We start from the raw sequence: 24094 nt of genomic DNA on the forward strand, positions 1-24094 counted from the left end.
TCAATCCCCCGCCGCCACATCCACCACTTTCCAGCTGTCATCCGGGTCGAAGCGTTTCATCTCCTTCGCCAGCCTGTCGCCATGCGGCCCGAGGTCTTTCTCGAACACTTGGCCGTCATGGCTGATCATGAAGCTCATCACCCCGGTGTCGTCGTACTTGGCCGGCCAGGCGACCATGGCGAAGCCACGGCTCATCTGGTTGCCGATCAGGTAGCTGTAGGCACCGCCCGGGGCGGATGGGCCCTGTGCATCCAGGATGCGGAAGTGGTAGCCATACCAGGCGTCACCGACCACATCCTGGCCGAACAGCGGGCCCAACGGGCTGACGTCACCGTCGCCATCGTCATCCCAATACAACCCGTCATGCTTGCCCGGCTCGCTGAAAATCTTCTGTGCGTACTCCAGCGCACCATTGCCGTTATGGTCCTGGGTGGCGTAGTCCATTTGCGCATCGTGATAGGCCAGCAGCGACTGCAGGACACCCAGCTCGTTGCGCCCGATACGACGGGCGCGGATTTCGGCACTGCCCGCCTTGAGGTCGAAGCGCCAGCCCTGGCTGCTCCTGGTCAGCGGTATGGGCAAGGTCCAGTGACCGGTGCCCACCGCCAGGATGGCCTTGCCCTCGCCTGACATGTCGATGCTGTGCTGTGCGCGATACTGCTCGAGAAAGGTATCCACATCGCTGCGTTGCACACCACCGCGCGGTATATAGGTGCGCCAGTCATCGCCCAGCAACTGGGCCAGACGGGCTTCATCAGGTTTTTCCTGGCCCAGCGCCGCGACAAAGGCTTCCACGGCCTTCTCCGGCGTTGGGAAGGCTTGCTGGGCAGCGGCCATGAACGACCAGGCCAGACCTGCCGTCAGCAGCAATGCAGCCAGTGTTGGGCGCTTCATCGACGGCCTCCTGCGCCGCGACGCGCGGGCGCACTGGGCCGGGAGATCGGGTGCCCGGCGGCACGCGACGCACCGGGCCGCTGAGCGAACGACTGGCTGGTACGGCCGCGGTTGGCCTGCACGCTGGTGCGCGACGGCGAGCGCACACCGTCGAAGGCATTGTTGCGGGCACGGCCTGCCGTATTGGCAGGACGGCTCTGCGCCGGCTGCCGCACCTGGCCGTCGCCCTGCCGGCGTTGATTGGCCAGGTTGCCGTTCTGCTGGCGGACTTGGTCATTGCGGGTTTCCTGCCGACGGTCAGTCGCCCGCGCGCCATCATCACGGGACGGCATGCGGTTGCCGTCAGGATTGCCTGCCTTGGCCTCGCGCATTTGCTCGCGGGCCTGACGGTTACTGGTAGCCGGCCGTTCGATACCTGCGCGGTCCATCGATGCCCGGGCTTTGTCTCGGGCCTGGGCCCGTTGGGCGTCGTCGCCGCGGAACGCGGTGCGCTGAGTGGCACCGTCCAGCTGGCGGCCGTACTGCTGACGGCTGCGAGAATCACGGTATGGCACACCGTCGCGGTTGGCGGCATTGTGCTGCCATTTGTTCTGGTTGTTGGTGATGCGGTTGTTCACGTTGAGGTTGTTGTAGCGGTTGACGTCAATGTCGATGTCATTGTTGTCCCAGTCGCAATCGCCCCACAGCGAGGCGACGATCGCCACGCCGGTACCGAAGGCCAGGCCGGCCACCAGCGCGGAACCGGGGTAGTACATGGGCGGCGGCGGGTAATACACCGGCGGCGAGGCCGGGTAGGCCCAAGTGCCATAGGTGGTGGTCGGGTTATAGCTGGGCACATACACCACTTGCGGGTCGGCCGGCTCGATGACGATGGTGGTGGGCGGGCTGCTGGCCGCTGCCCCTTGGGTGCTACTGCCGCTGGCGGCTGGCACAGGTGCGGTCTGCACGGTTACGTTCTGGTACTGGCTGCTCTGCAGATTGCCGGCGGCCTGCGCCTGGTGGCGCAAACGCTGCACGCTGCCCATGACATCATCGGGCTGGGCTAGGAAAGCATCGCCCAGGCGCTGCACCCAGACCGGGTCCTGGCCAAGCGTTGCCAGCACCTGCGGGAAGGCCACCAGTGCCTGTACGCTAGGGTCCCAGGGCTGCTTGGCCACTTGCCTGACTGCATCGTCACCGGTGGCCTTGGGGTTGGCCTTGGACCAGGTCACGGCTTCATTGACCTGCCCCGGGTAGGTTGACGCCATCAGCACCTGAGCCAGCAACTGATCGGGGTACAAGGCAATGGGGGCAAGCATCTGGTCCAGTTGCTCCTGGGAGAACACCGGGTCCTTGGCTACGGGCGTGGCAGCGGAAGGCGCCGGATCCGGCGCGGGCACGTCTTCGGCCAGCACCAGGCCCGGGGCAGCGCTCAGGCAAAGCAGTGCCGACAGGACAGCAAACAATGGCATGCGCATCGCTTATCCCCATGAGGTCAGACCGCGTGGGTTAAGGGTAGCAATGGCGGTGCTTTTGACCAGACGAGGGGACGCAAACTTTTCGCGCTTCAACGGTGGGATGGTTGATGCGTTCGAGTCTATAGGTGGACTTCGCCGGAACCGTCGATAGTCACTATCGAGCAGGGCAATTTCTACCGAACGCTGTGGCCGCATAACCTAGCGTCATCCCCACGATGCCTCCTAGACTGCCCTGGAGCTAACCGATGAATACCTTGGCCCGCCAGCTGTCCGCCACCCTTGTCGTTTTTGCCATCGCCGTGATCAGCGGCTGTGCCAGCCACCCTGAACTGCGCCCGTACACCGCCGAGGAAACCCGCCAGTTGCAACTGGAAGCCTTACAGCGCCGCGGCCTGTCGCTGGACAATTACGAGCAGCAACGGCGGGTGATCCTGCGTGCCGGTAACCTGCCTGTCGTGACCGAGGCTGCCGACGCTGAACCTTCGACCAAAGGCTGAACGGGCTAACCGGCGGTTCCCTCCCTCCACTTGCGCAGGTATCCTCTACCGCTCAACCGCAAGCCTTCCAGGACGGAGACCATGATCAGGCCCCTTCTGTTGCTGAGTGCTGCACTGCTTTTAAGCCCCGCGTCGCAAGCCCAGCAGATGAAACGCCAACTGGGCGATTTCGACTTCACACTCGGCACCACCCCCTCACGCAGTATGGCGCAAGGGCTTATCTCACCCAGTGCCGTTGGCGCATTCCATGGCGGGCTCGACCTCAGCCACCCCAGTGGCTGGTACCTGGGCCAGTACGCCCCAAGCATGGGCGTCACCCCCGACTCGACCCTGCGCCTGGACAGCTACCTGGGCTACAAGCACCATTTCGACAGCAGCCTGGGCTATGAGGTAGGGTTGATCCATTACAGTCAGCCCAATATCGCAGGCCCCGACAGCTACGCCCTGTATGGGGGTATTTCGGTGCTGGGCAGCCGCTTCGGCGGGGCGCTGCGCGACAACCCCGACAACCGCACGGGCACGCTGTTCGCCGACTTCGGCCATCTGCCGATGTTCGACGTCGACTTCACCGTCAAGCTCGCCCACCACCGCTTGGGCACGCCGTTCACCATTGGCGATGGCAGCCAGGTGAATACCTTTTCCGATTGGTCACTGGAGCTGTCGCGGCCCTGGCTGGGCATCGACCTGAACCTGATCTACAGCAACTCCAGCCTGAGTGGCGCGAGCTGCGATGCCTATTCGGGCATCAATACCTATTGCGACAGCGTGGTCACACTCAAGGCCCAGCGCAGTTTTTTTTAACGGCGCGGCGCCAGCGCCAGGGCAATACCGCCCAACACCACCACACAGGCGATCAACAAACGCAACGACACCGGTTCGCCAATCAGCGCAACCCCACCCAGTGCGGCAATCACCGGCACACTCAGTTGCAGGGTCGCCGCCTGTTGCGCTCTGATCTGCCTGACCACGCCATACCAAACGGCATAGCCTGCGCCAGAAGCCAGCACACCGGAACCCAAGGCATACAACAAGCCAAGTGGCGTGAGGTGCGGGCCGGCACCCAGCAACAGCATCGGTAGCAGCAGCACCAGGCACGGCAAGCTACGGGCAAAATTGCCGGCAGTGTCGGCCAGCGGCCTGGGCGAGCCTTTGCCCAGTAGCGTATACACCCCCCAGGCCACACCGGACAGGGCCATCAGCAAGGCACTGGCCAACGGCGGCGCCGAGACGCCAGGCAACAACAGCACCAGCAGGCCGGCAAAGGCAATCAGCATGCCCAGCAGCATGCGTACAGTGATGTGTTCGCCCCTGTACCACGCAAAGCCGAACATGGTGATCTGCACGGCACCGAACAGCAACAACGCCCCTGCACCTGCGCCCAGTTGCAGGTACGCCGCAGAAAACAGGAACGCGTACAGGAACAGGGCCAGGCCGCCCCACCAACTGCCGCCCATGGCCTGCACCGGCTTGCGCAGGCGAATCAGCAACAGCAGAAACAGCGCACCACTGGCCAGACGTACCACGGTAAAGGATACCGGGTCGATCGCCCCGTCCTTCAGCGCCAGCCGGCAGAACACCGAGTTGGCGGCAAACGCCACCAGGCTGAAAAGAGCAGGCCAAAGCCAGGCGCTGGTCTTGCGGTCAGTAAGCGTGGTCGTGCCTGTACTCATGGTGTGGTCACCTCTGAGTGGGATTGTTGTTATAGCGGCATTTAGTCAGGACCGGCACCGATATACAAGGAAGAACCACCGTGAGGATGGCACCGGCTACGCCGGTGTTCGCGGGTAAACCCGCTCCTACGGGCGACCGCGTCGGCTTTTCAGGTTTTGAGCAAGACGGCGGCTACTGCTTCGATCTCCACCAGCATGCCGTCCAGTGCCAGCCGGGGCACCGGTATCAGCGTGCAGGTCGGTTTCATGTGCGCTCCCCAGGCCCTGTCGGCCTCAGCCACCCATTGGTGCAGGCGCGCTTCGGAGTGCTCGACAATCAGCAGGGTCAGCTTGAACACCTGGGCCAGGCTGGCACCTTTCGACGCCAGGGCCCGCTCCAGGTTGGCCAGCGCCTGCCGGGCCTGTTCGGCGAACACGGGTGACAACTGGCCCTGGCTATCCTCCCCACCCTGACCGGCGATGAACAGCAGACGGCTGTCAGCGCGCACTTCGGCGACATGGGAGTAGGCGTTGCCACTGGGGTCGTAGAGGCCTTCGGGGTTGCTCAGCTGGAATGCGCTTGATGGGGTCACGACAAGCCCTCGCTCGGTTGAAAGAGCGCCGGAGTATCGGACCTTAAGCTAACTCGAGGTCAAGCATAAAGTAGGAAATTTCGTACAAGGCATCGTCATGTCAAAACCACGCGTGTGTTTGCGCAGTGGCTGTAAGGCCGTAGGCTCTGTACGAAAAGTCTTGAGACGCAGGTCAGGCAAGGCGAAAACAGCCGAGGAACGGCCGGGGTCGCGCCCGACTGTACTGGAGTACATGAGCATTCCGAGGCTGTTTTCAACGCAGCATGAACAAGTATCAGGGCTTTTCGTACAGAGCCAAGATTGCAAAGCCCGGCATGGAGGCCTTTAACCAACAAGGAAAAACCGATGAGCAAATTTGATTTTCAGCTGGCCTATACCATCAAGCCGCACAACGCTCCACGCGATGAAACCGATGCGGCACAGGCACGTCTGCACCTGCGGGAAAAGCTCGGCCTGGACTCCGTCGAGCACATTGAAACCACGCTGCTTGGCATGATCACGCTCAATGGCACCACCCTCGCTGACCGCAAGCGGGAAGCTGAAAAGCTGGTCCGCGACTACATCCATGACGCGCTCAAGGAACTGCGCGTACTGTCCACCGTGAAGTTCTACGGCTGCCTGATGGTGGACGGGCTGGGGCCGGCCATACGCTTCGACATCCTGCCCAAATGAACCTCGACGGCCTCAGGCGCCCCCGCGCCCGAGGCCGCAAACCGTCATTTTTCCTGCAGCACCGCCCTGCCCTTCACCGCCCGCGGCCCGCGCCAGGCCCAGAACAGCAAACCGGGGAATGGGGCGTAGACCACGAAAACGATCCACAGCATCTTGCGCTCGGCGCGCCGTTCACTGCCGATGATGTGCCAGATGGCCCAGATCTCCAGCAGGATGACCAAGGCCGCGATGATGATCCAGATCGTACCGATTTCCATGAGCGCTCTCCCAATGGCATGTATTGGGTTGGGTTGCTGCAAGCGCTGAGGGTTCAGATTGATTTGACTCACCGCGCCTCTTTGCAGGCGCGGCGATAGGGCCTCATTGCCGTGGTGCATTCTCCAGTGCAGCCTTCAACGCCGCTGCATCGGTAAACGCCCGTTGGCTGACCAGCACGCCCTGCTGCAGTTGCAACCACTGCACCTGGCCCTCCTGCCCGGGGTAACGGCTGGCCACTCGCCCATCACGGTCGAGCAGCACCCGGTAGCTGTAATCGCGCATGGCCGGGACCGCGAACAGTTTGCTGATCAGCGCAGGCATGCGCTGAATGTCGGCCACGAATACAGCGGCCCGTGCTTCCAGGTAGCCCTTGGGCTGCTCGGCCAGTGCCGCCTTGACCAGCTTGGCACCGTCCATATCACGCGCCACCAGCAGAATCTGCGTGTCGGCAGCAAGGCTGTAGGCCTGGTCGTACTGGTCGAGCAGCGTGAACGGGGCGAGCCTGTCGCCCTGCTCCAGGGCGTTGGCCAGCAACGGCAACAGGCTAAGCAACACTACAGCGGCATATCTCATCAGCGGCATCCTCAATGACGGGAGGTCAGCATAGCGGTAAAGCACCAGGACAGGCTGGTTTGCCTGAACACGACCTGTAATACGACACAGCCACCGGGGAGATTGTCTTTCCTCCGGGCACCGTCCACACTCTGCGGGCCAGCCAGGAAGCGGAGTCCAGAGTGCCCACGCCACGCCAGTTCAGCCAAAAGACCAGCACCAGCAACATGCTACGGCTCAAAACAAGCAGCGCCAATGCCCAGGCGCCCTATCGGGTCGACTTCATCCTGCTCGAACACTTCTCGATGGCCAGTTTCACGGTGGCCATGGACGTACTGGTCACGGCCAACCTGCTACGTGCCGACAGCTTCCAGTTCACCCCGCTGTCGCTGGACGGCGACCGGGTGCTCAGCGACCTGGGGCTGGAACTGGTGGCCACCGAGCTGTCCGCCGCGGCGCTGAAGGAGCTGGACCTGTTGGTGGTCTGTGGCGGCTTGCGCACCCCCCTGAAGTACCCGGAACTCGATCGCCTGCTGGACGATTGCGCGGCCCACGGCATGGCCTTGGGCGGCTTGTGGAACGGCGCCTGGTTCCTTGGCCGTGCCGGGGTGCTGGACGACTACGGTTGCAGCATCCACCCCGAGCAACGGGCCAGCCTGTCGGAGCGCAGCCCGCAAACCCGCATCACCCCGGCCAGTTTCACCCTCGACCGTGACCGCCTCAGCGCCGCCAGCCCCAATGGCGCCATGGAGCTGATGCTGGGCCTGGTGCGCCGGCTGTATGGTGATGGCCTGGCCGAAGGCGTCGAGGAAATCCTGTCATTCTCCGGTGCGCGCTACCGCCAGGTGGGTCCTGGAGCGAAGAAGTCCATGAGCCTGCACCTGCGCACCATTGTCGAGCTGATGGAGAACAACCTGGAGGAAACCCTCAGCCTCGATCAGCTGGCCGCCTATAGCGGGCGCTCGCGGCGGCAGATCGACCGCCTGTTCCAGGCCCAGCTGGGCACGTCGCCCCGGCGCTACTACATGGAGCTGCGCATCACCAAGAGCCGCCGGCTGCTGCAGTATTCCGACCTGTCGGTGATGGAGGTGGCAGTGGCCTGCGGGTTTGTCTCGGTGTCGCACTTCAGCAAGTGCTATGCAGCGTATTTCGGCTACCCGCCGTCGCGCGAGCAACGGCTGGGCGAGTGACCCAGGCTTCGAGTCAGCCCAGGCGCTCGAGCAATCTCAGGTACGAGGCTCGAGCTGGATATACCGCAACACCGCATCACAGATCATGGCTTTGTGGCGCAGCTTTATTTGCTCATCAGACAGGTCGATCTGGAAGATCTCGCCAAACGTATGGCGGTTCGACACCCGGTAGAAGCAGAACGAGCTCATCAGCATGTGCAGGTCGATGACCTCGATGCCAGCGCGGAACACGCCTTCCTGAACGCCACGGCGCAGGGTGTTGCCCAAGGCCTCCAGCACCAGGCTGCTCATTTCGCGAATGGCCGGCGACTGCTTGACGTACTCGCCATAGTGGATGTTTTCGGTGCAGATGATGCGCACGAAATCGACGTTGCGGTCATGGTGATCGAAGGTGAACTCCACCAGCCGGCGGATCGCCTGCTCAGCCGGCAACGACTCCAGGTCCAGGCTCTGCTCGGTCTTGCGGATATCCCCGTACAACTTCACCAGGCACTCGCAATACAGCTGCTCCTTGCTGCCGAAGTAGTAGTAGATCATGCGCTTGGAAGTGGCGGTGCGTTCGGCAATGGCGTCGACGCGGGCGCCGGCCAGCCCTTGCTGAACGAACTCGCTGATGGCGGCCTGGAGGATGTCCTCGCGTGTTTTCTCAGGGTTGTTCTTGCGCGTTTTGCGCACCCCTTCGGTTTCAGGCTGGCCGAGGCCGACTACGGAATCACTCATACCCACTCACAGGCTGTTTATTGGAATGCGGGGGATTATCCGTTAGCGCGGCCATGCAGGGAAGCACGCTGTTGGTCGGGTAGCCATCATGCCTTGGCCATCGGCAAGCCTTTCTCGGTTCATGGCCGCTCCCGCAAGGATAGACGCCAAGCCCATACAAACAAAAGGATATAAAAATAACAAAACAATCTAACAAACTGGAATATATAAATTGAAAGCCAAACGCCACCTCCTTAGTCTGGGCAGATCGCCTCTCACCCGATTCAAGGAGCAATGCCCATGCCCAAACATGCTTTCTCCCCGCTACGCCGCCTGCTGATCGGCGGCTTGCTGGCCAGCGTCGCCAGCGCCCTGCTGCCTTGGTCCGAAGCCATTGCCGACGACGCCACGACACTGCGCATCGGCTACCAGAAATTCAACAGCATCAACATCCTCAAAGGCAGCGGCGCCCTGGAGAAGGCCCTGGCACCGCAAGGTGTGAAGGTCAGCTGGCATGAGTTCGCCGCCGGCCCCCAGCTCCTGGAGGCACTGAGCACCGGCGCCATCGACCTCGGCCACGCAGCCGATGCCCCCTCGGTGTTCGCCCAGGCCGCAGGCAAGCCTGTGGTCTATCTGGCCGCCGAACAACCCTACCCACGCGGCATCGGCCTGGTCGTGCGCGAGCAGGACCACCTGGCCAGTGTGCAGGACCTGAAAGGCAAGCGCGTGGCCACCGGCCGCGGATGGAATGCCCAGTACCTGCTGGCCGTCGCCCTGCAGCAGGCTGGGCTCAGTTACAAGGACATTACTCCCGCCTACGTCAACAATGCCGCCGATGCCGTGGCCGCCCTGCAATCGGGCAGCGTGCAGGCCGTAACCCTTTGGGACCCGTTCCTCGCCGCCGCAGAAAGCCAGCCAGGGCTGAAGAACCTGCGCGACGGCAGCGGCCTGTCCAACAACCGCACCTTCTACCTGTCCACAGCCAGCTTTGCCGACCAGCACCGTGCTCTGCTGAAAACCTTCTTTGCCGAGCTGGGCAAGGTCAGCCAGTGGGCCAACGCCAAGCCTGCCGAAGTGGCCGCGCTGCTGGCACCGCAGCTGGGGATCAGCACCCAGGTGCTGGAAGTGGCCAGCGAACGGCGCAACTACAACGCCGTCGCTATCACCCCGCAGATCGTTGCCGAACAACAGAAGCTGGCTGACACCTTCCAGGGCCTGGGCCTGATTCCACGCAAGCTACAGGTGGCCGAAGCGGTCTACCCGGCCTCTGTGTTGCCTTGAACGGAGCGCGCTGACCATGCCTCGCCCGATCCGCTTCAACGCCTTCAGCATGAACGCTGCCAGCCACCAGTCCCCTGGGCTGTGGCGCCATCCGCGCAACACCAGTGTGGCGTTCAACCGCCTGAGCTACTGGACCGACCTGGCCCGCCTGCTCGAACGCGGCCTGTTCGACGCCCTGTTCATCGCCGATGTGCTGGGCATCTACGACGTCTATCAAGGCAGCCCGCAAGCCGCCCTGCGCGGTGGCGTGCAGGTGCCGGTCAATGATCCGCTGCTGCTGGTGCCGGCAATGGCCGGGGTGACCGAGCACCTGGGTTTCGGTGTCACCTTTTCGCTGACCTACGAACACCCCTACCCCTTCGCCCGGCGCATGTCCACGCTCGACCACCTGAGCAATGGCCGGGTCGGCTGGAACATCGTCACCGGGTATCTGGACAGCGCTGCGCGCAACCTCGGCCTGGCGCGTCAACTGGGCCACGACCAACGCTACGACCTGGCCGAGGAATACCTGCAGGTGCTGTACAAACTGTGGGAGAAAAGCTGGGACGACGACGCCGTGCTGCTGGAGCGTGAAAGTGGGCGCTACATCGAACCCTCGCGGGTACACCCGATCAACCATGTGGGCGAGCACTTCCAGGTGCCCGGCATGCACCTGTGCCAGCCGTCGCCGCAACGCACCCCGGTGTTGTTCCAGGCCGGTGCGTCGGCACGCGGTCAGCAGTTTGCCGCACGGCATGCCGAATGCGTGTTCATCAGCGGGCCAACGCCAACGGTGTTGCGCCGCTACGCCGACGGCATCCGCCAGGCCTGCGAAGCGGCCGGGCGGGGCCGTGACGAAGTGCTGATCTACGCCCAGGCGCTGTTGATCGTCGCCCCCACGCGGGAAGAGGCCGAGGCCCGCTTTAACGACTATCGCCGCTATGTCGACCTGGACGCTGCCCTGGCGCTGCTGTCAGGCTGGACCGGTATCGACTTCGCCGGCCTCGACCCCGATGCACCGATCGAGTACGTCGAGAACGATGCTGGCCGTGCTGCCCTGGCAGCCTTTACCGCCGCCGACCCCACTCGCCGCTGGACCGTACGCGAAGCCGCCGAGTTCGTTGGCCTGGGCGGTCGCGGCCCCGTGCTGATCGGCGCTGCCAGCGAGGTGGCCGACCAGCTGGAAACCTGGCTGGACCATACCGGTATCGACGGTTTCAACCTGACCTACGCCGTGCAACCGGACGACCTGGCCAATGTAGTCGACCTGCTGGTGCCCGAGCTGCAACGGCGCGGCCGCTACCCGCTGAGCTACACCGAGGGCCCCCTGCGCCACAAGCTGTTCGGCCGCGGCGGCCAGCTGCCCGAACAGCACGTTGGACGTCAGGTCAGCATTCAGTGATCAAATACCGGGTATTCCAACATTTAATTTGTGGATGCCACGCACTCGACCCTATTCTGTGGCCACATCCCCTGCGCCGCACCGGCCGGTGCGGTTCAAGGCATGGGGAGAGAACAACAAGTCGAGATCGTCCATGTCGAACCATTCGTACTTCGCCCCCCACGGTGGGCACCCGGCTCAAACCGAGCTGCTGACTGACCGTGCCATGTTCACCGAAGCCTATGCCGTCATCCCCAAAGGCGTGATGCGTGACATCGTCACCAGCCACCTGCCCTTTTGGGACAAGATGCGCATGTGGGTCATCGCCCGCCCGCTGACCGGTTTTGCCGAAACATTCTCCCAGTACATCGTCGAACTGGCCCCGGAAGGCGGCAGCGAGCGCCCTGAGCTGGACGCCGATGCGGAAGCCGTGGTGTTCATCGTCGAAGGCGAACTGGACATCACCGTCGAAGGCAAACACCACACCCTGGTACCTGGTGGCTACGCCTTCCTGGCCCCGGGCGCCGAGTGGAGCCTGCGCAACAACAGCAAGTCCAACGTCACCTTCCACTGGCTGCGCAAGCACTACCAGAAGGTTGAAGGCCTGGACGTACCGGAATCCTTCGTCACCCACCGCGACAACGCCACCGTCATCGAGATGCCGGGCACCGAAGGCCGCTGGAAAACCACCCGCTTTGTCGACATGGCCGACATGCGCCACGACATGCACGTGAACATCGTCACCTTCCAGCCGGGCGGTGTGATTCCGTTCGCAGAAACCCACGTGATGGAACACGGCCTGTATGTGCTGGAAGGCAAGGCAGTTTACCGCCTGAACCAGGACTGGGTCGAAGTGGAAGCCGGCGACTTCATGTGGCTGCGCGCCTTCTGCCCGCAAGCCTGCTACGCCGGCGGCCCAGGCAACTTCAGCTACCTGCTGTACAAGGACGTGAACCGTCACGTACACCTGACACTGAACCCTAAGCGCTAAGCCCAGGCTGATGCCCGCAAGCCCGCCAACCTGGCGGGCTTTCTGTTTGCCGCGCATACTGAAACACCCACCCCTGCAGGGTACCGGCCATGAACCGCTGCCTGCTGCTCGCGGCCTTGCTGCTGTGCGCCTCTGCCCTGGCCGCCGATGACTGGCACCTGGCCTACGACCGCGAAGGCATTCGCGTGTACCTGAAAGATGCAGGCGACTCGCCCTACCAGCAATTTCGTGGTGTCAGCACCATGAAAGCCAGCCTGCGCACGCTCACTGACCTGCAGGATAACCTGCGGGTGGCCTGCAAGTGGCTGTACGCCTGTGACCAGATGCGACTGCTGGATGTGGAGGGTGACAACACCTGGGTGTACCTGACCACTCAGCTGCCTTGGCCGGCGAGGCCACGGGACATTGTGCTGAAAGTGACCAGCGAACGCCTGGTCGACGGTACCCTGGTGCGCCACCTGAGCGCCGATCCCGACAGGATCCCCAGGGTTGACGGCCTGATCCGGGTAGAGCACCTGAGTGGTGTGTGGCAGATGAAACCGCTGGGTGACCGGGTGACCGAGGTGACCTACCAGTTGCAAGCCGCCCCTGCCGGGGATGTGCCAGGGTGGCTGGCCAACCGGTTTGTGGTGGATACGCCGGTGGTGACGTTGCGTACGTTGCGAGCGGTGGCTGAGCGCCAACCTTGAAGTGCCGGCAGGCCATAGGCCGACAGCAGCAGGGCCAGCAGCTTTTTATGCAATACACCTGGCAAAAGGCCTGGCTCAGCGGTCACATCTTGTAGGTCGACAGCAGGATGCTGGTCTCGGTGTTCTCGATATGCGGGATCGAGCGGATGGCGTTCAGCGCCCGGTCGAACGCTTCGAGGGTGTCGGCGCGCAGCTCTGCCATCAAGTCCCAGCGGCCATTGGTGGTGTGGATGGCCACCACATTGGGATGCCCGCGCAGCGCGTGCTTGACCTCTGCGGCATGGTGGCCGCTGATGCCGATGCTGGTGATTGCCCGCACCCCCTGGTCCAGCGCATCGGAGCGCAGACGCACCGTATAACCGATGATCACACCCTGCTCTTCAAGCCGGGTGATGCGGTTATGCACCGTTGCCCTGGCCACCTTCAGCTTCTTCGCCAGGGTCAGCACAGGGGTACGTGCGTTGTCCCGCAACAGTGCAATCAGTTCCCGATCGATCGTGTCCATAAGCCTGCCAAATAATCAGATTGCTACGTTGGGTTGGCAGATTGTCCAGAAGCCTGACGAAACTGACAACCTGTATGCTTCCGATTGGCGCAACCTGTCATCAAAATGTTCATGCGGCTTCACTTCGATAATCTCAAGCGCTGACCCCGCACTGCTGGGCAAGCGCACAATAACAAGGTGCAAGAGCATGACGTATTTCATTGATGTTCCAACCATGTCGGACTTGGTGCATGACATTGGCGTAGCGCCGTTTATTGGCGAGCTTGCCGCTGCCCTGAGGGACGATTTCAAACGCTGGCAGGCGTTTGACAAGTCCGCGCGCGTTGCCAACCACTCGGAAGTAGGCGTGATCGAACTGATGCCGGTCGCCGACAAAAGCCGCTATGCCTTCAAATACGTCAACGGCCACCCGGCCAACACTGCACGCGACCTGCATACGGTGATGGCCTTCGGTGTGCTGGCCGATGTCGACACCGGTTACCCGGTGCTGCTGTCCGAACTGACCATCGCCACCGCCCTGCGCACCGCAGCGACTTCGCTGATGGCAGCCCAGGCACTGGCCCGCCCGAACGCGCGCAAGATGGCGCTGATCGGCAACGGCGCGCAAAGCGAATTCCAGGCCCTGGCCTTCCACAAGCACCTGGGCATCGAAGAAATCGTCGCCTACGACACCGACCCGCTGGCCACCGCCAAGCTTATCGCCAACCTCAAGGAATACAGCGGCTTGACCATCCGCCGGGCCAGCTCGGTAGCCGAGGCAGTGAAAGGCGTGGACATCATCACCACGGTAACGGCCGACAAGGCCTGCGCCACCATCATTACCCCCGACATGCTGGAGCCCGGTATGCACCTGAACGCCGTGGGTGGTGACTGCCCTGGCAAAACCGAGCTGCACGCCGATGTGCTGCGCAACGCGCGGGTGTTCGTCGAGTACGAGCCACAAACCCGTATCGAAGGTGAGATCCAGCAGCTGCCGGCGGACTTTCCGGTGGTCGACCTGTGGCGCGTGCTGCGCGGAGAAACCGAGGGCCGCCAAAGCGACAGCCAGGTCACTGTATTCGATTCGGTGGGCTTCGCCCTCGAAGACTACACCGTACTACGGTACGTACTACAGCAAGCCGAAAAGCGCGGGATGGGCACCAAGATCGACCTGGTGCCGTGGGTGGAGGACGACCCGAAAGACCTGTTCAGCCACACCCGAGACCGCGCTGGCAAAAGGCGTATCCGACGGGTTGCCTGACATTGAATCGGGTTGGTCGAAAGTGTGTGTGGGCTTTGGGTCATGTACAAGCGCATCGACCACAGATCGTCAGATCCCACCGCCCGCCAGCAACTGCGTCATCACCTCAGCCAGCGCCTTGACCATCACATCCGCCGTCGGCCGGTGCACGATGACGATCTCATAGCTGTCGACCTCCGGCAGCCCTTGCCCGGCCCCCAACACCCTGTGCTCGCCGGTGGCCGCCCTGGGTGGCAGCAGGCTGATACCCATGCCATCGGCGACCGCAGCCTGGATGCCACTGAGGCTGGAGCTGGTAAAGCTGATACGCCAGCGCCGGCCCATGCCTTCGATGGCGTTGATCATGTCCTCGCGGTACAGGCCGCGTGGCGGAAAGGTGACCAACGGGATCGGGTCCAGCTCGAAGGCGGGCGTGCGCGCACTGTCGATCCACTGCAGACGCTCTGGCCAACAGGCCACGCCCTCACGGCTGTTGCGCCGCTGCTTGAGCAGCACCAGGTCAAGTTCGCCATTGTCATAGGCCTGGCTCAGGTCACGGCACAAGCCACTGGTCACTTCGAGCTTCACCTGTGGGTGCAGCCGGCTGAATGCCGATAGCGCATTGGTGGTACGCCCGCCCACGAAGTCCTCGGGCACGCCAAGCCGTACCGTGGTGCCCACCATCGCCCCGGCCAGGGCTTCAAGCATCTGATCGTTCAGGGCCAGCATGTGCCGGGCATAGCCGAGCAAGGTCTGCCCGGCGTCGGTCGGCAGTACGTCACGGTTGCCCCGCACCAACAGGCGGTGGCCGACCATGTCTTCCAGGCGGCGCACCTTCTGGCTGATCGTCGACTGGGTCGAATGCAGCCGCGCGGCAGCGGTGGTGAAGCTGCCGCAGTCTGCCACCACGACAATGGCGCGCAGCAGGTCGAGGTCGAACAGAGCTCTATTCGATTTCACGCTGATAGACATCTAGATATTCAACGACTGAATGGCAAGTCTGCGTTCTATCACGGCTAGTCACCGAGGGCCACTCCTTCCCGCCGGGGATCGGCACCGCCTGACCAACCCTCGCCGCTGCGCTGGATGATCTGCATGCCGCTGGTCATGGTCATCGGTGTCACCTCATGCCCCCACGCTGCCAACTGGCGGATCAGCGCCGGGCTGCTCAGCCCTGCTTCCACTTCGGTGCCGGCATTGCGGCTGCCGAAGTTGGGCAGGTCGGCGGCCTGCTGCGGGTCGAGCCGCCAATCCAGCAGGCCGACCAGCGCCTTGTTCACGTAACCGATGATCTGCGAGCCGCCCGGCGAACCGAGGCTCGCGACAAACTCGCCCGTGGCACGCGAGAACACCAACGTCGGCGCCATGGCCGACAGCGGCCGTTTGCCCGGCTGCACCCGATTGGCCACCGGCTTGCCGTGCTCGTGGGGGATGAACGAGAAGTCGGTCAGCTGATTGTTGAGCAGGAAGCCCTTGACCATCAGGTGCGAGCCAAATGCGGCCTCCACCGAGGTGGTCATGGCCAGGGCCTGGCCGTTGTCATCCACCGCACTGAGGTGAGAGGTTGAGATGCGCAGTGGCGAGCGGTCGGGCGCAAGCGTCAGGTCCGCCCCTTGCGGCTGGCCCGGGCGGGCGCGCTTCATGCTGTGCTCGCCGATCAGCGCCGCGCGGCTGGCCAGGTAAGCAGAATCGGTCAGGGCCTTGACCGGGACGGGCACGTAGTCGCTGTCGGCCAGGTACTGAGCGCGGTCGGCGTAGGCCAGGCGTTCGGCCTCGGCAATCAGGTGCACGGCCAACGGCGGGGCTTCCAGGCGGGCCGGGGACGAGGTGGCCAGCGGTCGCAGCGCTGCCAGGTCGCGTTGCGGCGCGGTGCGCTGCACGGCTTCGAGCAGGCCCAAGGTTTGCAGGACGGTCACCCCACCCGATGAGGGCGGCGGCATGCCGCAGATCTGCCAGGCCTTGTAGGGACCGCACAACGGCTCGCGCTCCTTGGCCTGGTACCGCTGCAAGTCCTGCAACGACAGATACCCGGCATTGGCATGGCCACGCACCTTGGCGACGATGGCTTCGGCAATTTCACCGCTGTAGAACACCTCGGGCCCCTGTGCGGCGATCTGCTCGAAGGTCTGTGCCAACTCAGGGTTGCGCAGAATTGTACCCACGGCCAGCGGCCTGCCCTGTTCATCCAGGAAGTAACGAGCCATTGCGGGTGAGCGGGCAATGTAGGGGTCCCCGGCCAGTAGCGTGTGCAGGCGCTCGGAAACCGCGAAGCCGTTGCGTGCCAGGGCGATGGCCGGGGCGAACAGGTCGTGCCAGGGCAACTTGCCGTGCTGCTCGTGGGCCTGTTTCAGGGCACGCAGCACCCCGGGCACGCCCACCGAACGCCCACCGATCTGCGCCACCCGAAACGGCATGGGTGTGCCATCGGCTTGCAGGAACAGCTTTTCCGTCACCGCCGCAGGTGCTGCCTCACGCCCGTCGAATGCCTGCACGCGCTTGCCATCCCAATACAGGATGAACGCCCCGCCGCCGATCCCACTGGACTGCGGCTCGACCAGTGTCAGCACCATCTGCATGGCGATGGCGGCGTCAATCGCACTGCCGCCGGCACGCAACATCGCCCGCCCCGCTTCACTGGCCAGCGGGTTGGCTGCGGCGACCATGTGCCGGCTGGCGTGCACAGGCTGCAAACCGCTGCGGTAGCCGGAGGCCAGTTCCGGTGGCGCGGGCAATACCTGGTCGGCACCGGCCCAGTTACTGGTAACCAGCAGGCACAGAGCGCCGATCAGCGGGGTGGGATATTTCATCGTCATGCATCCTGCCATCACCTATTCAGCGAAGCACTGTCGGTCATACGCAGTCTCGACTTCAAGCCTTGGTGTAATTACCGGCAAGCCATTCGCTGACCAATGCAGCCCTTGCTCCCTGCATGAGTGCCAGGTTTGCGCAATGACGGATCAGGTCACTTCTTCGAACGGCAGCCCCACATAGTTCTCGGCAATGTTCACCAGCCCCGCCGGCGAGGTCAGGAAGTACTCGCGGTCAGCTTCCTGCATCTTCTGGTCCCAAGCGTCCTTGTGGCTACCGAAGTCATGCAGCAGTTGGGTCATGAACCAGCTGAAGCGCTCGCCCTTCCACACGCGGCGCAGGGCCAGCGGCGAGTATTGCGCAAGCAGGTCGACGCGCCCTTCGTGGTACACCTTGACCAGAATGCGGTACAGGTAGTTGACGTCCGAGGCCGCCAGGTTAAGGCCTTTGGCACCCGTAGGGGGGACGATGTGCGCCGCGTCACCCACCAGGAACAGGTGACCATACTGCATGGGTTCGACCACCAGGCTACGCAGTGGCGCAATGCTTTTTTCCAACGCGGGGCCTGTGACCAGGTCCGCCGCCACCTCGGCGGGCAAACGGGCTTTCAGTTCGTCCCAGAAACGCTCGTCAGACCACTCCTCGACCCGATCTTGCAAAGGTACCTGCAGGTAGTAGCGGCTGCGTGTTTGCGAGCGTTGGCTACACAACGCGAAACCGCGCGCATGGTGGGCGTAGATCAGCTCGTGATTGACCGGCGGTGTGTCCGACAGCAGGCCCAGCCAGCCAAACGGGTAAACCCGCTCATACTGTTTCAGCACGCCCTCCGGGATGCTCTGCCGCGAGATGCCGTGAAAGCCGTCGCAGCCGGCGATATAGTCGCAGTCAATCCGCTGCACCCGGCCATCCTTTTCGAACGTCAGGTAGGGCTTTTCGCCTTTCAATTCATGCGGCTGAACGTTGGCGGCTGAATAAATGATCGGCGCACCACTGGCTTCGCGGGCCTGCATCAGGTCACGGGTGACTTCGGTCTGGCCGTAGACCATCACCGTCTTGCCGCCGGTCAGGGCTTTGAGATCCAGACGCTGGCGGCGCCCGCCAACCAGCAGTTCGACCCCCTCGTGCACCAGGCCTTCACGGTCCATGCGCTCGGCCACGCCGGCCTCGCGCAGCAGGTCGACCGTGCCTTGCTCCAGCACCCCGGCGCGGATGCGGCCTAGTACGTACTCGGCGGTCTGGCGTTCGACGATGATGTTATCGATACCGGCCTTGTGCAGCAGCTGGCCCAGCAGCAGGCCAGACGGACCTGCACCAATAATTGCAACCTGAGTTTTCATTGTTGTTGTCTCTGTTCGGACGATACCGGCCTGGGACTGGCAGCGGGGCGGCATCTGCTGTTAGGGTTTGCCATTGCATTTTTACTGGCAGAAAACGCCGTTTAAGTGTGCTATTCCATAAAAAACCTGCACTTTTACGAAAAGCGTTCGATTAACGGACAGGCCAACCCAGATGAAATCCACCCTCCCCGGCGTCCCGTTGTTCAAGCTGTATGGCGAAAATCAGGCCTGGCCCGGCACCGACCTGCTGCACTGCGAGTCGATCCCGGCACGCAGCCGCCTGCATCACTGGGAGATCAAGCCGCACCAGCATGCCGAGCTGTTCCAGCTGCTGTATGTACAGCGTGGCCAGGCCCAGGTGGAGATCGAGGGGGTGCGCAGTGCCATCGGCGAAGCGGCGATCCAGGTCGTGCCACCGATGACCGTGCATGGCTTTCGCTTCAGCGCCGATATCCAGGGCTATGTCCTGACCTTTGGTACTGCCCTTGTAGCGAACCTGGAACAGCGCCTGGGCGCGCCACTGACGGTGCTGGCACAGCCTGCGTGTTATCCGTTGGGCCATGACCGCGTGCACCTGCGCAGCCTGGTCGACACCTTGCAGCGGGAGTACCAAGGCAATGCCCCGGCACGCGCCGCGATGTTGGAAGCGTTGGTGACCGCGCTGATGGTGTGGATCAGCCGCCGTCAGCAGCAAGGGCAGGCACCGCGTAACCGTGATGAACGTGACCGCCTGTTGCTGGGGCAATACTTGCGCCTGGTCGAAGCGCATTACCGCGAGCATCTGTCGGTTGAAGACTTTGCCGCGCGGCTGAATATTCCGAGTTTGCAACTGAACCAGCTGTGCCGGGCACTGAGCGGTCAGACTGCATTGCAGGTGGTGCACCAGCGGTTGTTGCTGGAGGCGCGACGCAACCTTATTTACACGCGGATGAGCATTGGGCAGTTGTCGGATAGCCTGGGGTTTACCGACCCGACCTACTTCGCCCGGTGGTTCAAGCGCTTGAGTGGGCAAACGCCCAATGCGTATCGCAGATCAGGGTTGTCGGAATAATCCTTGGCGGCCTCTTCTTGACGTATACGTCAACCTGCCCTCAGGATATCCGCATACCCCACGCCGAGCCCGAGCATGAGCACTCAGACCTACAGCATCTCCGACCTGTCCCGCGAACTGGACATCACCACCCGCGCTATCCGCTTCTACGAAGAACAGGGCCTGCTCAGCCCTGAGCGTCGCGGGCTGGAACGTATCTACTCACCGCGCGACAAGGTCAGCCTGAAGCTCATCCTGCGCGGCAAGCGCATCGGCTTTTCCCTGGCCGAGTGCCGCGAGTTGATCGAACTGTACGACCCCACCAGCGGCAACCTCAAACAGCTCAACAGCATGCTGGCGAAGATTGCCGAGCGCCGCGCCCAGCTGGAGCAGCAGATGCTGGACATCCACCAGATGCAACTGGAACTGGACACCGCCCAGGAACGCTGCGAACAAGCCCTGGCCGCCACCCTGAACAACAAAGACAACCGCTGAACGCCACAGGAAACCCGCCATGTCCTTGCCCAAACACGTCCGCCTGGTTGAAGTCGGCCCACGCGACGGCCTACAGAACGAAGCCCAGCCCATCAGCGTCGCCGACAAGGTACGCCTGGTCAACGACCTCACCGAAGCGGGCCTGGCCTATATAGAAGTGGGCAGTTTCGTGTCCCCCAAGTGGGTGCCACAGATGGCCGGCTCTGCCGAGGTGTTCGCCGGCATCCAGCAGCGCCCCGGTGTGACGTATGCCGCACTGGCGCCGAACCTGCGCGGTTTCGAGGACGCCCTGGCTGCCGGGGTCAAGGAAGTAGCGGTGTTTGCTGCCGCCTCCGAAGCGTTCTCGCAACGCAACATCAATTGCTCGATCAGCGAAAGCCTCAAGCGCTTCGAACCCATCATGGACGCTGCGCGCAGCCACGGCGTGCGCGTGCGCGGGTATGTGTCATGTGTGCTTGGCTGCCCTTACGAGGGCAAGGTCAGCGCCGAGCAGGTGGCCCCGGTGGCCCGCGCCCTGCACGACATGGGCTGCTACGAGGTCTCGCTGGGTGACACCATTGGCACCGGCACCGCAGGCGACACCCGACGCCTGTTCGAGGTGGTGTCGGCCCAGGTACCGCGCGAGCAGTTGGCCGGACACTTCCATGACACTTACGGCCAGGCCTTGGCCAACGTCTATGCCAGCCTGCTCGAAGGCATCAGCGTATTCGACAGCTCGGTAGCCGGGCTGGGCGGCTGCCCTTACGCCAAGGGTGCTACCGGCAATATCGCCAGCGAAGACGTTGTGTACCTGCTGCAGGGGCTTGGCATTGAAACCGGCATCGACCTGGGCCGGCTGATAGCCGCCGGCCAGCGCATCAGCGACGTGCTGGGCCGCGACAACGGGTCGCGGGTAGCACGGGCGTGCAGCGCACGATAGGTCACACGGGTGTCACATTGGTGTGGGTGAAGTGTTACCTCCCGCACATTTCACAGCAAAAAATCGGGTAACAGGGAAACAAATCGGCAGAATTTCAGGCTGGGTGGTGTCGACCAATATTCTTAACTCATTGATTTTAAAGGGTTTCCAAAAGTTGGCACGCACCCTGCTATATCTCTGGTACAACAACAAAAAAAACGCGATACCCAATAAAAACAACAGGTAACGGCTCTGACATAACAAGAACAACACGGCAGAGGCGTAGCAAGCAGATTTTTTTGGAGTCGACACGCTTTTCAGGGGTTCGCCCCGCGGTCTGGCACAGAACAATAAAACTACCTCAAGGTAGCGGCAGCCAGGTTCGGATCAGCAATGATGAAAGCAGGTCAGCGCTCAAAAAAATACGTTTGCTCTTGACCCCGCATGGGGGTCGCCCGCAACACCAGGACAAGCCGACAAAAACAACAAAAGGCCGGTCCCAATAATAAAAAAAGAGCAGGCAACAACGCTTTGAGGGGAGCTTCGGCTCCCCTCAGTGCTTCCTGCCCTCTTCCTCCTTCTGCTTCTCCTCATCCTGCCCTTCGACCTTCTCCACCAGCAACGGCATCGTGCCCAGTACCAGCAGGGCCAGTACCGTGCTGATCAGCGCCGTGGCTTCGCGTCCCATGCCAGCCGCCGTACCGATGGCAGCGGTCATCCATAGCCCGGCAGCGGTCGTCAGGCCCTTCACATGGCTGGTGTCCTGGCCGTTACCCTTCAGAATGGTACCCGCACCGAGAAAACCGATACCGGCAACGATGCCCTGGATCACCCGACTGAGTGCCTGTTCGTCGGACCCCGCCATACTGGGCGACAGAACGAACAGGGCGGCCCCCAGCGACACCAGCATATGGGTACGCACCCCGGCAGACTTGCCCTTGTGTTCGCGCTCGAAGCCCAGTACTGCGCCAAGCACAGCAGCCATCAGCAAGCGCACAAGGATTTGCGTCACCTCGCGCTCATCGGTGACATCGGCGAATTCCGCCTGGATTGCTTGCCAGATGACGTCCATCGCAGTTGTTTCCCCTGCTTGAGCTTTATGAATCCGCCTGCCACGTCAGCAGGCCTGCCCTATGCAAGGTTGACCGTCACACGTACTGCAAAGTGCCGCTCAGCTTGCTGATGCAGCAACTGGCCCCTGACCGTGGTCCACCCTGTAATCACCCCGGGAGGACCTCACCATGCCCATTGAAATCGACGAAACCACCCGCCGCTGCACGCTGATCGGCGAAGGCCTGCGCATCGAGGGCGAAGGCCCGGATATCGAGATCATCACCGACGAGCAGTTGCGCATGTCGGTGGCCATACTGGCCGGCCAACGCGTGCCCATTACCGAAACCGAGGCCGATGCACTGACCGTGGCGGGTGCGGTGGATAGCCGCAGGCATCTGAAGGCCAGCGCGCCAGGCTCGGTGATATGAGGCCTGCCGGGGCTATGCGGCAAATCTGATATGGTTTTTATCGTAAAATCTGAACCTGTGCTGATAACAGCTTCAGCGCCATAGTGCTCATGCCTGATCGAGGCCTGATGAGCACCGAACCATGAACGATAGAATCCCTTTTACAGAGATCGCCACCGCCCCAGCCAGCATCCAAGCACGACGCACCGACAGCGGCATCCATACCCGCAGCTTTACCGGGCTTTACCGTAACCTGCGCATCGGCTTTGCCGGCGCCCTGTTCGTGCTGTTCTTCGGCACGGCCTGGCTGAACTGGAACGGCCGCCAGGCCGTACTGTGGGACCTGGGAAACAGCAAGTTCCACATCTTCGGCGCCACCTTCTGGCCCCAGGACTTCATCCTGCTGTCGGCGCTGCTGATCATCTGTGCCTTTGGCCTGTTCGCCATCACCGTCTACGCCGGTCGCGTCTGGTGCGGTTACAGTTGCCCGCAAAGCACCTGGACCTGGCTATTCATGTGGTGCGAAAAGGTTACCGAGGGGGACCGCAACCAGCGCATCAAGCTGGCCGCGGCGCCCTGGAGCCTGAACAAACTGGCCCGTCGCACGCTCAAACACAGCCTGTGGTTGGCCATTGGCGTGCTCACGGGGCTGACCTTCGTCGGCTACTTCACCCCGATCCGGCCACTGGCCGCAGAATTGCTCACCTTGCAACTGGGCGGTGTGGCACTGTTCTGGGTGCTGTTCTTCACGGCCGCTACCTACATCAATGCCGGCCTGCTGCGTGAAGCGGTGTGCCTGCACATGTGCCCGTATGCGCGCTTCCAGAGCGTGATGTTCGACAAGGACACCCTGGCGGTCGCTTACGACCCGCGTCGTGGCGAAGCCCGTGGTCCGCGCAAGAAAGGCAGTGACGTCGGTGCCCAGGGACTGGGCGACTGCATCGATTGCACCCTATGCGTGCAGGTGTGCCCCACCGGCATCGACATCCGTGATGGCTTGCAGATGGCTTGCATCGGCTGTGCCGCGTGCATCGACGCCTGTGACGGAGTAATGGACAAGATGGGTTACGCCCGCGGCCTGATTGGCTACAAGTCCGAGCACAGCCTGCAAGGCGGTACCACGCACTGGCTGCGCCCGCGCCTGTTGGGCTACGCTGCCGCACTGCTGGTCATGATCGGGGCACTGGTGGTGGCCCTGCAGATGCGCCCGATGGTATCGCTGGATGTGATCAAGGACCGCGGCCTGTTCCGCGAAAACGCCCAAGGCCAGATCGAGAACATTTACCTGCTCAAAGTCATCAACAAGACCGAACGTACCCAGCACTATCAATTGCGCCTGCTGGACGCTGACGGTTTCACCCTGCAGGGCAATAGCGCACTGGTCATCCCTGCTGGCGAAATGAGCGAACTGCCGGTGTCGGTGGCGATGCTCGCCGAGCGCCCGAGCAGCAGCTCGCAGACGCTGAGCTTTGAAATCAGCGAGCGAGACGACCCCACTATTCGCAGCGTGGCGCACAGTCGCTTCGTCGCCCCCATGAACCGCTGATCCTTTACACTCAC

Annotated in this window: 26 protein-coding genes; 14 read left to right on the top strand and 12 right to left on the bottom strand. The window is 62.7% G+C overall.

Annotated features, from left to right (window positions below; genetic code table 11):
- Window positions 1-894, bottom strand: a complete 894-nt coding sequence (locus N5D53_RS22420; RefSeq protein ID WP_279840843.1) for a DUF2950 domain-containing protein — start codon at window positions 892-894, stop codon at window positions 1-3.
- On the bottom strand, window positions 891-2351 hold the full coding sequence (locus tag N5D53_RS22425; RefSeq protein ID WP_279840844.1) for a DUF3300 domain-containing protein: 1461 nt from the start codon (window positions 2349-2351) through the stop codon (window positions 891-893). The genes N5D53_RS22420 and N5D53_RS22425 overlap by 4 nt, the downstream gene beginning before the upstream one ends.
- Window positions 2352-2596: 245 nt before the next feature.
- Here N5D53_RS22425 and N5D53_RS22430 point away from each other — a divergent pair, with 245 nt between their 5' ends.
- A complete protein-coding gene (locus N5D53_RS22430; RefSeq protein ID WP_064614264.1) occupies window positions 2597-2848 on the top strand; it encodes a hypothetical protein in 252 nt (83 codons plus the stop codon).
- A gap of 81 nt (window positions 2849-2929) precedes the next feature.
- Complete coding sequence (locus N5D53_RS22435; RefSeq protein WP_104961513.1) at window positions 2930-3649, top strand: TorF family putative porin; 720 nt, start codon at window positions 2930-2932, stop codon at window positions 3647-3649.
- Here N5D53_RS22435 and N5D53_RS22440 read toward each other — a convergent pair.
- The gene (locus tag N5D53_RS22440) at window positions 3646-4518 is read right to left on the bottom strand and encodes a DMT family transporter (protein WP_121161584.1); all 873 of its coding nucleotides are present in this window, start codon (window positions 4516-4518) and stop codon (window positions 3646-3648) included. The two genes, N5D53_RS22435 and N5D53_RS22440, sit on opposite strands and share 4 nt — an antisense overlap.
- Window positions 4519-4667: 149 nt before the next feature.
- Window positions 4668-5090, bottom strand: coding sequence for a RidA family protein (locus tag N5D53_RS22445; protein ID WP_010954380.1), 423 nt, complete (start codon window positions 5088-5090; stop codon window positions 4668-4670).
- 345 nt (window positions 5091-5435) lie between these two features.
- Here N5D53_RS22445 and N5D53_RS22450 point away from each other — a divergent pair, with 345 nt between their 5' ends.
- Window positions 5436-5762 (top strand): hypothetical protein, encoded by a 327-nt coding sequence (locus N5D53_RS22450; protein ID WP_279840845.1) that lies wholly within the window; start codon window positions 5436-5438, stop codon window positions 5760-5762.
- A 44-nt stretch (window positions 5763-5806) separates the two neighbouring features.
- On the opposite strand, the gene N5D53_RS22455 is transcribed toward N5D53_RS22450, so the two are convergent.
- Together N5D53_RS22455 and N5D53_RS22460 are read right to left on the bottom strand one after the other, a co-directional pair.
- Entirely contained in the window at window positions 5807-6019 is a 213-nt protein-coding gene (locus tag N5D53_RS22455; protein WP_003247877.1) for a PLDc N-terminal domain-containing protein, read from the bottom strand.
- A gap of 103 nt (window positions 6020-6122) precedes the next feature.
- A complete protein-coding gene (locus N5D53_RS22460; RefSeq protein WP_230064351.1) occupies window positions 6123-6593 on the bottom strand; it encodes an FAD/FMN-containing dehydrogenase in 471 nt (156 codons plus the stop codon).
- Window positions 6594-6754: 161 nt separating this feature from the next.
- On the opposite strand from N5D53_RS22460, the gene N5D53_RS22465 reads away from it, so the two are divergent.
- The gene (locus N5D53_RS22465; protein ID WP_003247873.1) at window positions 6755-7762 is read left to right on the top strand and encodes a GlxA family transcriptional regulator; all 1008 of its coding nucleotides are present in this window, start codon (window positions 6755-6757) and stop codon (window positions 7760-7762) included.
- Window positions 7763-7798: 36 nt separating this feature from the next.
- Here N5D53_RS22465 and N5D53_RS22470 read toward each other — a convergent pair whose 3' ends face one another.
- Entirely contained in the window at window positions 7799-8482 is a 684-nt protein-coding gene (locus tag N5D53_RS22470; protein ID WP_014590743.1) for a TetR/AcrR family transcriptional regulator, read from the bottom strand.
- Window positions 8483-8761: 279 nt separating this feature from the next.
- On the opposite strand from N5D53_RS22470, the gene N5D53_RS22475 reads away from it, so the two are divergent.
- The 4 genes from N5D53_RS22475 (at window position 8762) to N5D53_RS22490 (ending at window position 12782) form a co-directional block, all read left to right on the top strand.
- Window positions 8762-9742 (top strand): aliphatic sulfonate ABC transporter substrate-binding protein, encoded by a 981-nt coding sequence (locus tag N5D53_RS22475; protein ID WP_129933019.1) that lies wholly within the window; start codon window positions 8762-8764, stop codon window positions 9740-9742.
- A 16-nt stretch (window positions 9743-9758) separates the two neighbouring features.
- Entirely contained in the window at window positions 9759-11123 is a 1365-nt protein-coding gene (locus tag N5D53_RS22480) for an LLM class flavin-dependent oxidoreductase (RefSeq protein ID WP_104961511.1), read from the top strand.
- A gap of 133 nt (window positions 11124-11256) precedes the next feature.
- The gene (locus N5D53_RS22485; RefSeq protein ID WP_003247865.1) at window positions 11257-12093 is read left to right on the top strand and encodes a bifunctional allantoicase/(S)-ureidoglycine aminohydrolase; all 837 of its coding nucleotides are present in this window, start codon (window positions 11257-11259) and stop codon (window positions 12091-12093) included.
- Between the two features lie 89 nt (window positions 12094-12182).
- The gene (locus N5D53_RS22490) at window positions 12183-12782 is read left to right on the top strand and encodes an START domain-containing protein (protein ID WP_279840848.1); all 600 of its coding nucleotides are present in this window, start codon (window positions 12183-12185) and stop codon (window positions 12780-12782) included.
- Between the two features lie 82 nt (window positions 12783-12864).
- Here the strand turns inward: N5D53_RS22490 and N5D53_RS22495 are convergent, their stop codons facing one another.
- The gene (locus tag N5D53_RS22495; protein WP_010954389.1) at window positions 12865-13287 is read right to left on the bottom strand and encodes an Lrp/AsnC family transcriptional regulator; all 423 of its coding nucleotides are present in this window, start codon (window positions 13285-13287) and stop codon (window positions 12865-12867) included.
- A 187-nt stretch (window positions 13288-13474) separates the two neighbouring features.
- Between N5D53_RS22495 and N5D53_RS22500 the strand changes: the two genes are divergently transcribed.
- Window positions 13475-14527, top strand: a complete 1053-nt coding sequence (locus N5D53_RS22500) for an ornithine cyclodeaminase (RefSeq protein WP_279840849.1) — start codon at window positions 13475-13477, stop codon at window positions 14525-14527.
- A 69-nt stretch (window positions 14528-14596) separates the two neighbouring features.
- Here the strand turns inward: N5D53_RS22500 and N5D53_RS22505 are convergent, their stop codons facing one another.
- The 3 genes from N5D53_RS22505 to pobA all read right to left on the bottom strand — a co-directional run bounded on the left by N5D53_RS22505 (window position 14597) and on the right by pobA (window position 18651).
- On the bottom strand, window positions 14597-15478 hold the full coding sequence (locus tag N5D53_RS22505; protein WP_010954391.1) for a LysR substrate-binding domain-containing protein: 882 nt from the start codon (window positions 15476-15478) through the stop codon (window positions 14597-14599).
- Between the two features lie 44 nt (window positions 15479-15522).
- Window positions 15523-17313, bottom strand: a complete 1791-nt coding sequence (ggt, locus tag N5D53_RS22510; RefSeq protein WP_279840850.1) for a gamma-glutamyltransferase — start codon at window positions 17311-17313, stop codon at window positions 15523-15525.
- Between the two features lie 150 nt (window positions 17314-17463).
- The gene (gene pobA, locus N5D53_RS22515; protein WP_279840853.1) at window positions 17464-18651 is read right to left on the bottom strand and encodes a 4-hydroxybenzoate 3-monooxygenase; all 1188 of its coding nucleotides are present in this window, start codon (window positions 18649-18651) and stop codon (window positions 17464-17466) included.
- Between the two features lie 172 nt (window positions 18652-18823).
- Between pobA and N5D53_RS22520 the strand changes: the two genes are divergently transcribed.
- The 3 genes from N5D53_RS22520 (at window position 18824) to N5D53_RS22530 (ending at window position 21095) form a co-directional block, all read left to right on the top strand.
- Window positions 18824-19702, top strand: a complete 879-nt coding sequence (locus N5D53_RS22520) for a helix-turn-helix domain-containing protein (protein WP_003247849.1) — start codon at window positions 18824-18826, stop codon at window positions 19700-19702.
- Between the two features lie 75 nt (window positions 19703-19777).
- Window positions 19778-20176, top strand: coding sequence for a MerR family DNA-binding transcriptional regulator (locus N5D53_RS22525; RefSeq protein ID WP_003247847.1), 399 nt, complete (start codon window positions 19778-19780; stop codon window positions 20174-20176).
- A gap of 19 nt (window positions 20177-20195) precedes the next feature.
- A complete protein-coding gene (locus N5D53_RS22530; RefSeq protein WP_020191380.1) occupies window positions 20196-21095 on the top strand; it encodes a hydroxymethylglutaryl-CoA lyase in 900 nt (299 codons plus the stop codon).
- A gap of 532 nt (window positions 21096-21627) precedes the next feature.
- Here N5D53_RS22530 and N5D53_RS22535 read toward each other — a convergent pair.
- Window positions 21628-22146, bottom strand: coding sequence for an MgtC/SapB family protein (locus N5D53_RS22535; protein ID WP_014590733.1), 519 nt, complete (start codon window positions 22144-22146; stop codon window positions 21628-21630).
- A gap of 169 nt (window positions 22147-22315) precedes the next feature.
- Between N5D53_RS22535 and N5D53_RS22540 the strand changes: the two genes are divergently transcribed.
- Together N5D53_RS22540 and ccoG are read left to right on the top strand one after the other, a co-directional pair.
- Entirely contained in the window at window positions 22316-22555 is a 240-nt protein-coding gene (locus N5D53_RS22540; protein WP_003247835.1) for a DUF3203 family protein, read from the top strand.
- 121 nt (window positions 22556-22676) lie between these two features.
- Window positions 22677-24080 (top strand): cytochrome c oxidase accessory protein CcoG, encoded by a 1404-nt coding sequence (ccoG, locus tag N5D53_RS22545; protein WP_064493367.1) that lies wholly within the window; start codon window positions 22677-22679, stop codon window positions 24078-24080.
- Window positions 24081-24094 lie beyond the last annotated feature (14 nt).

Origin of the sequence: Pseudomonas sp. GD03862 (genome assembly GCF_029840855.1) — a bacterium.
Taxonomy (GTDB): Bacteria; Pseudomonadota; Gammaproteobacteria; order Pseudomonadales; family Pseudomonadaceae; genus Aquipseudomonas; species Aquipseudomonas alloputida.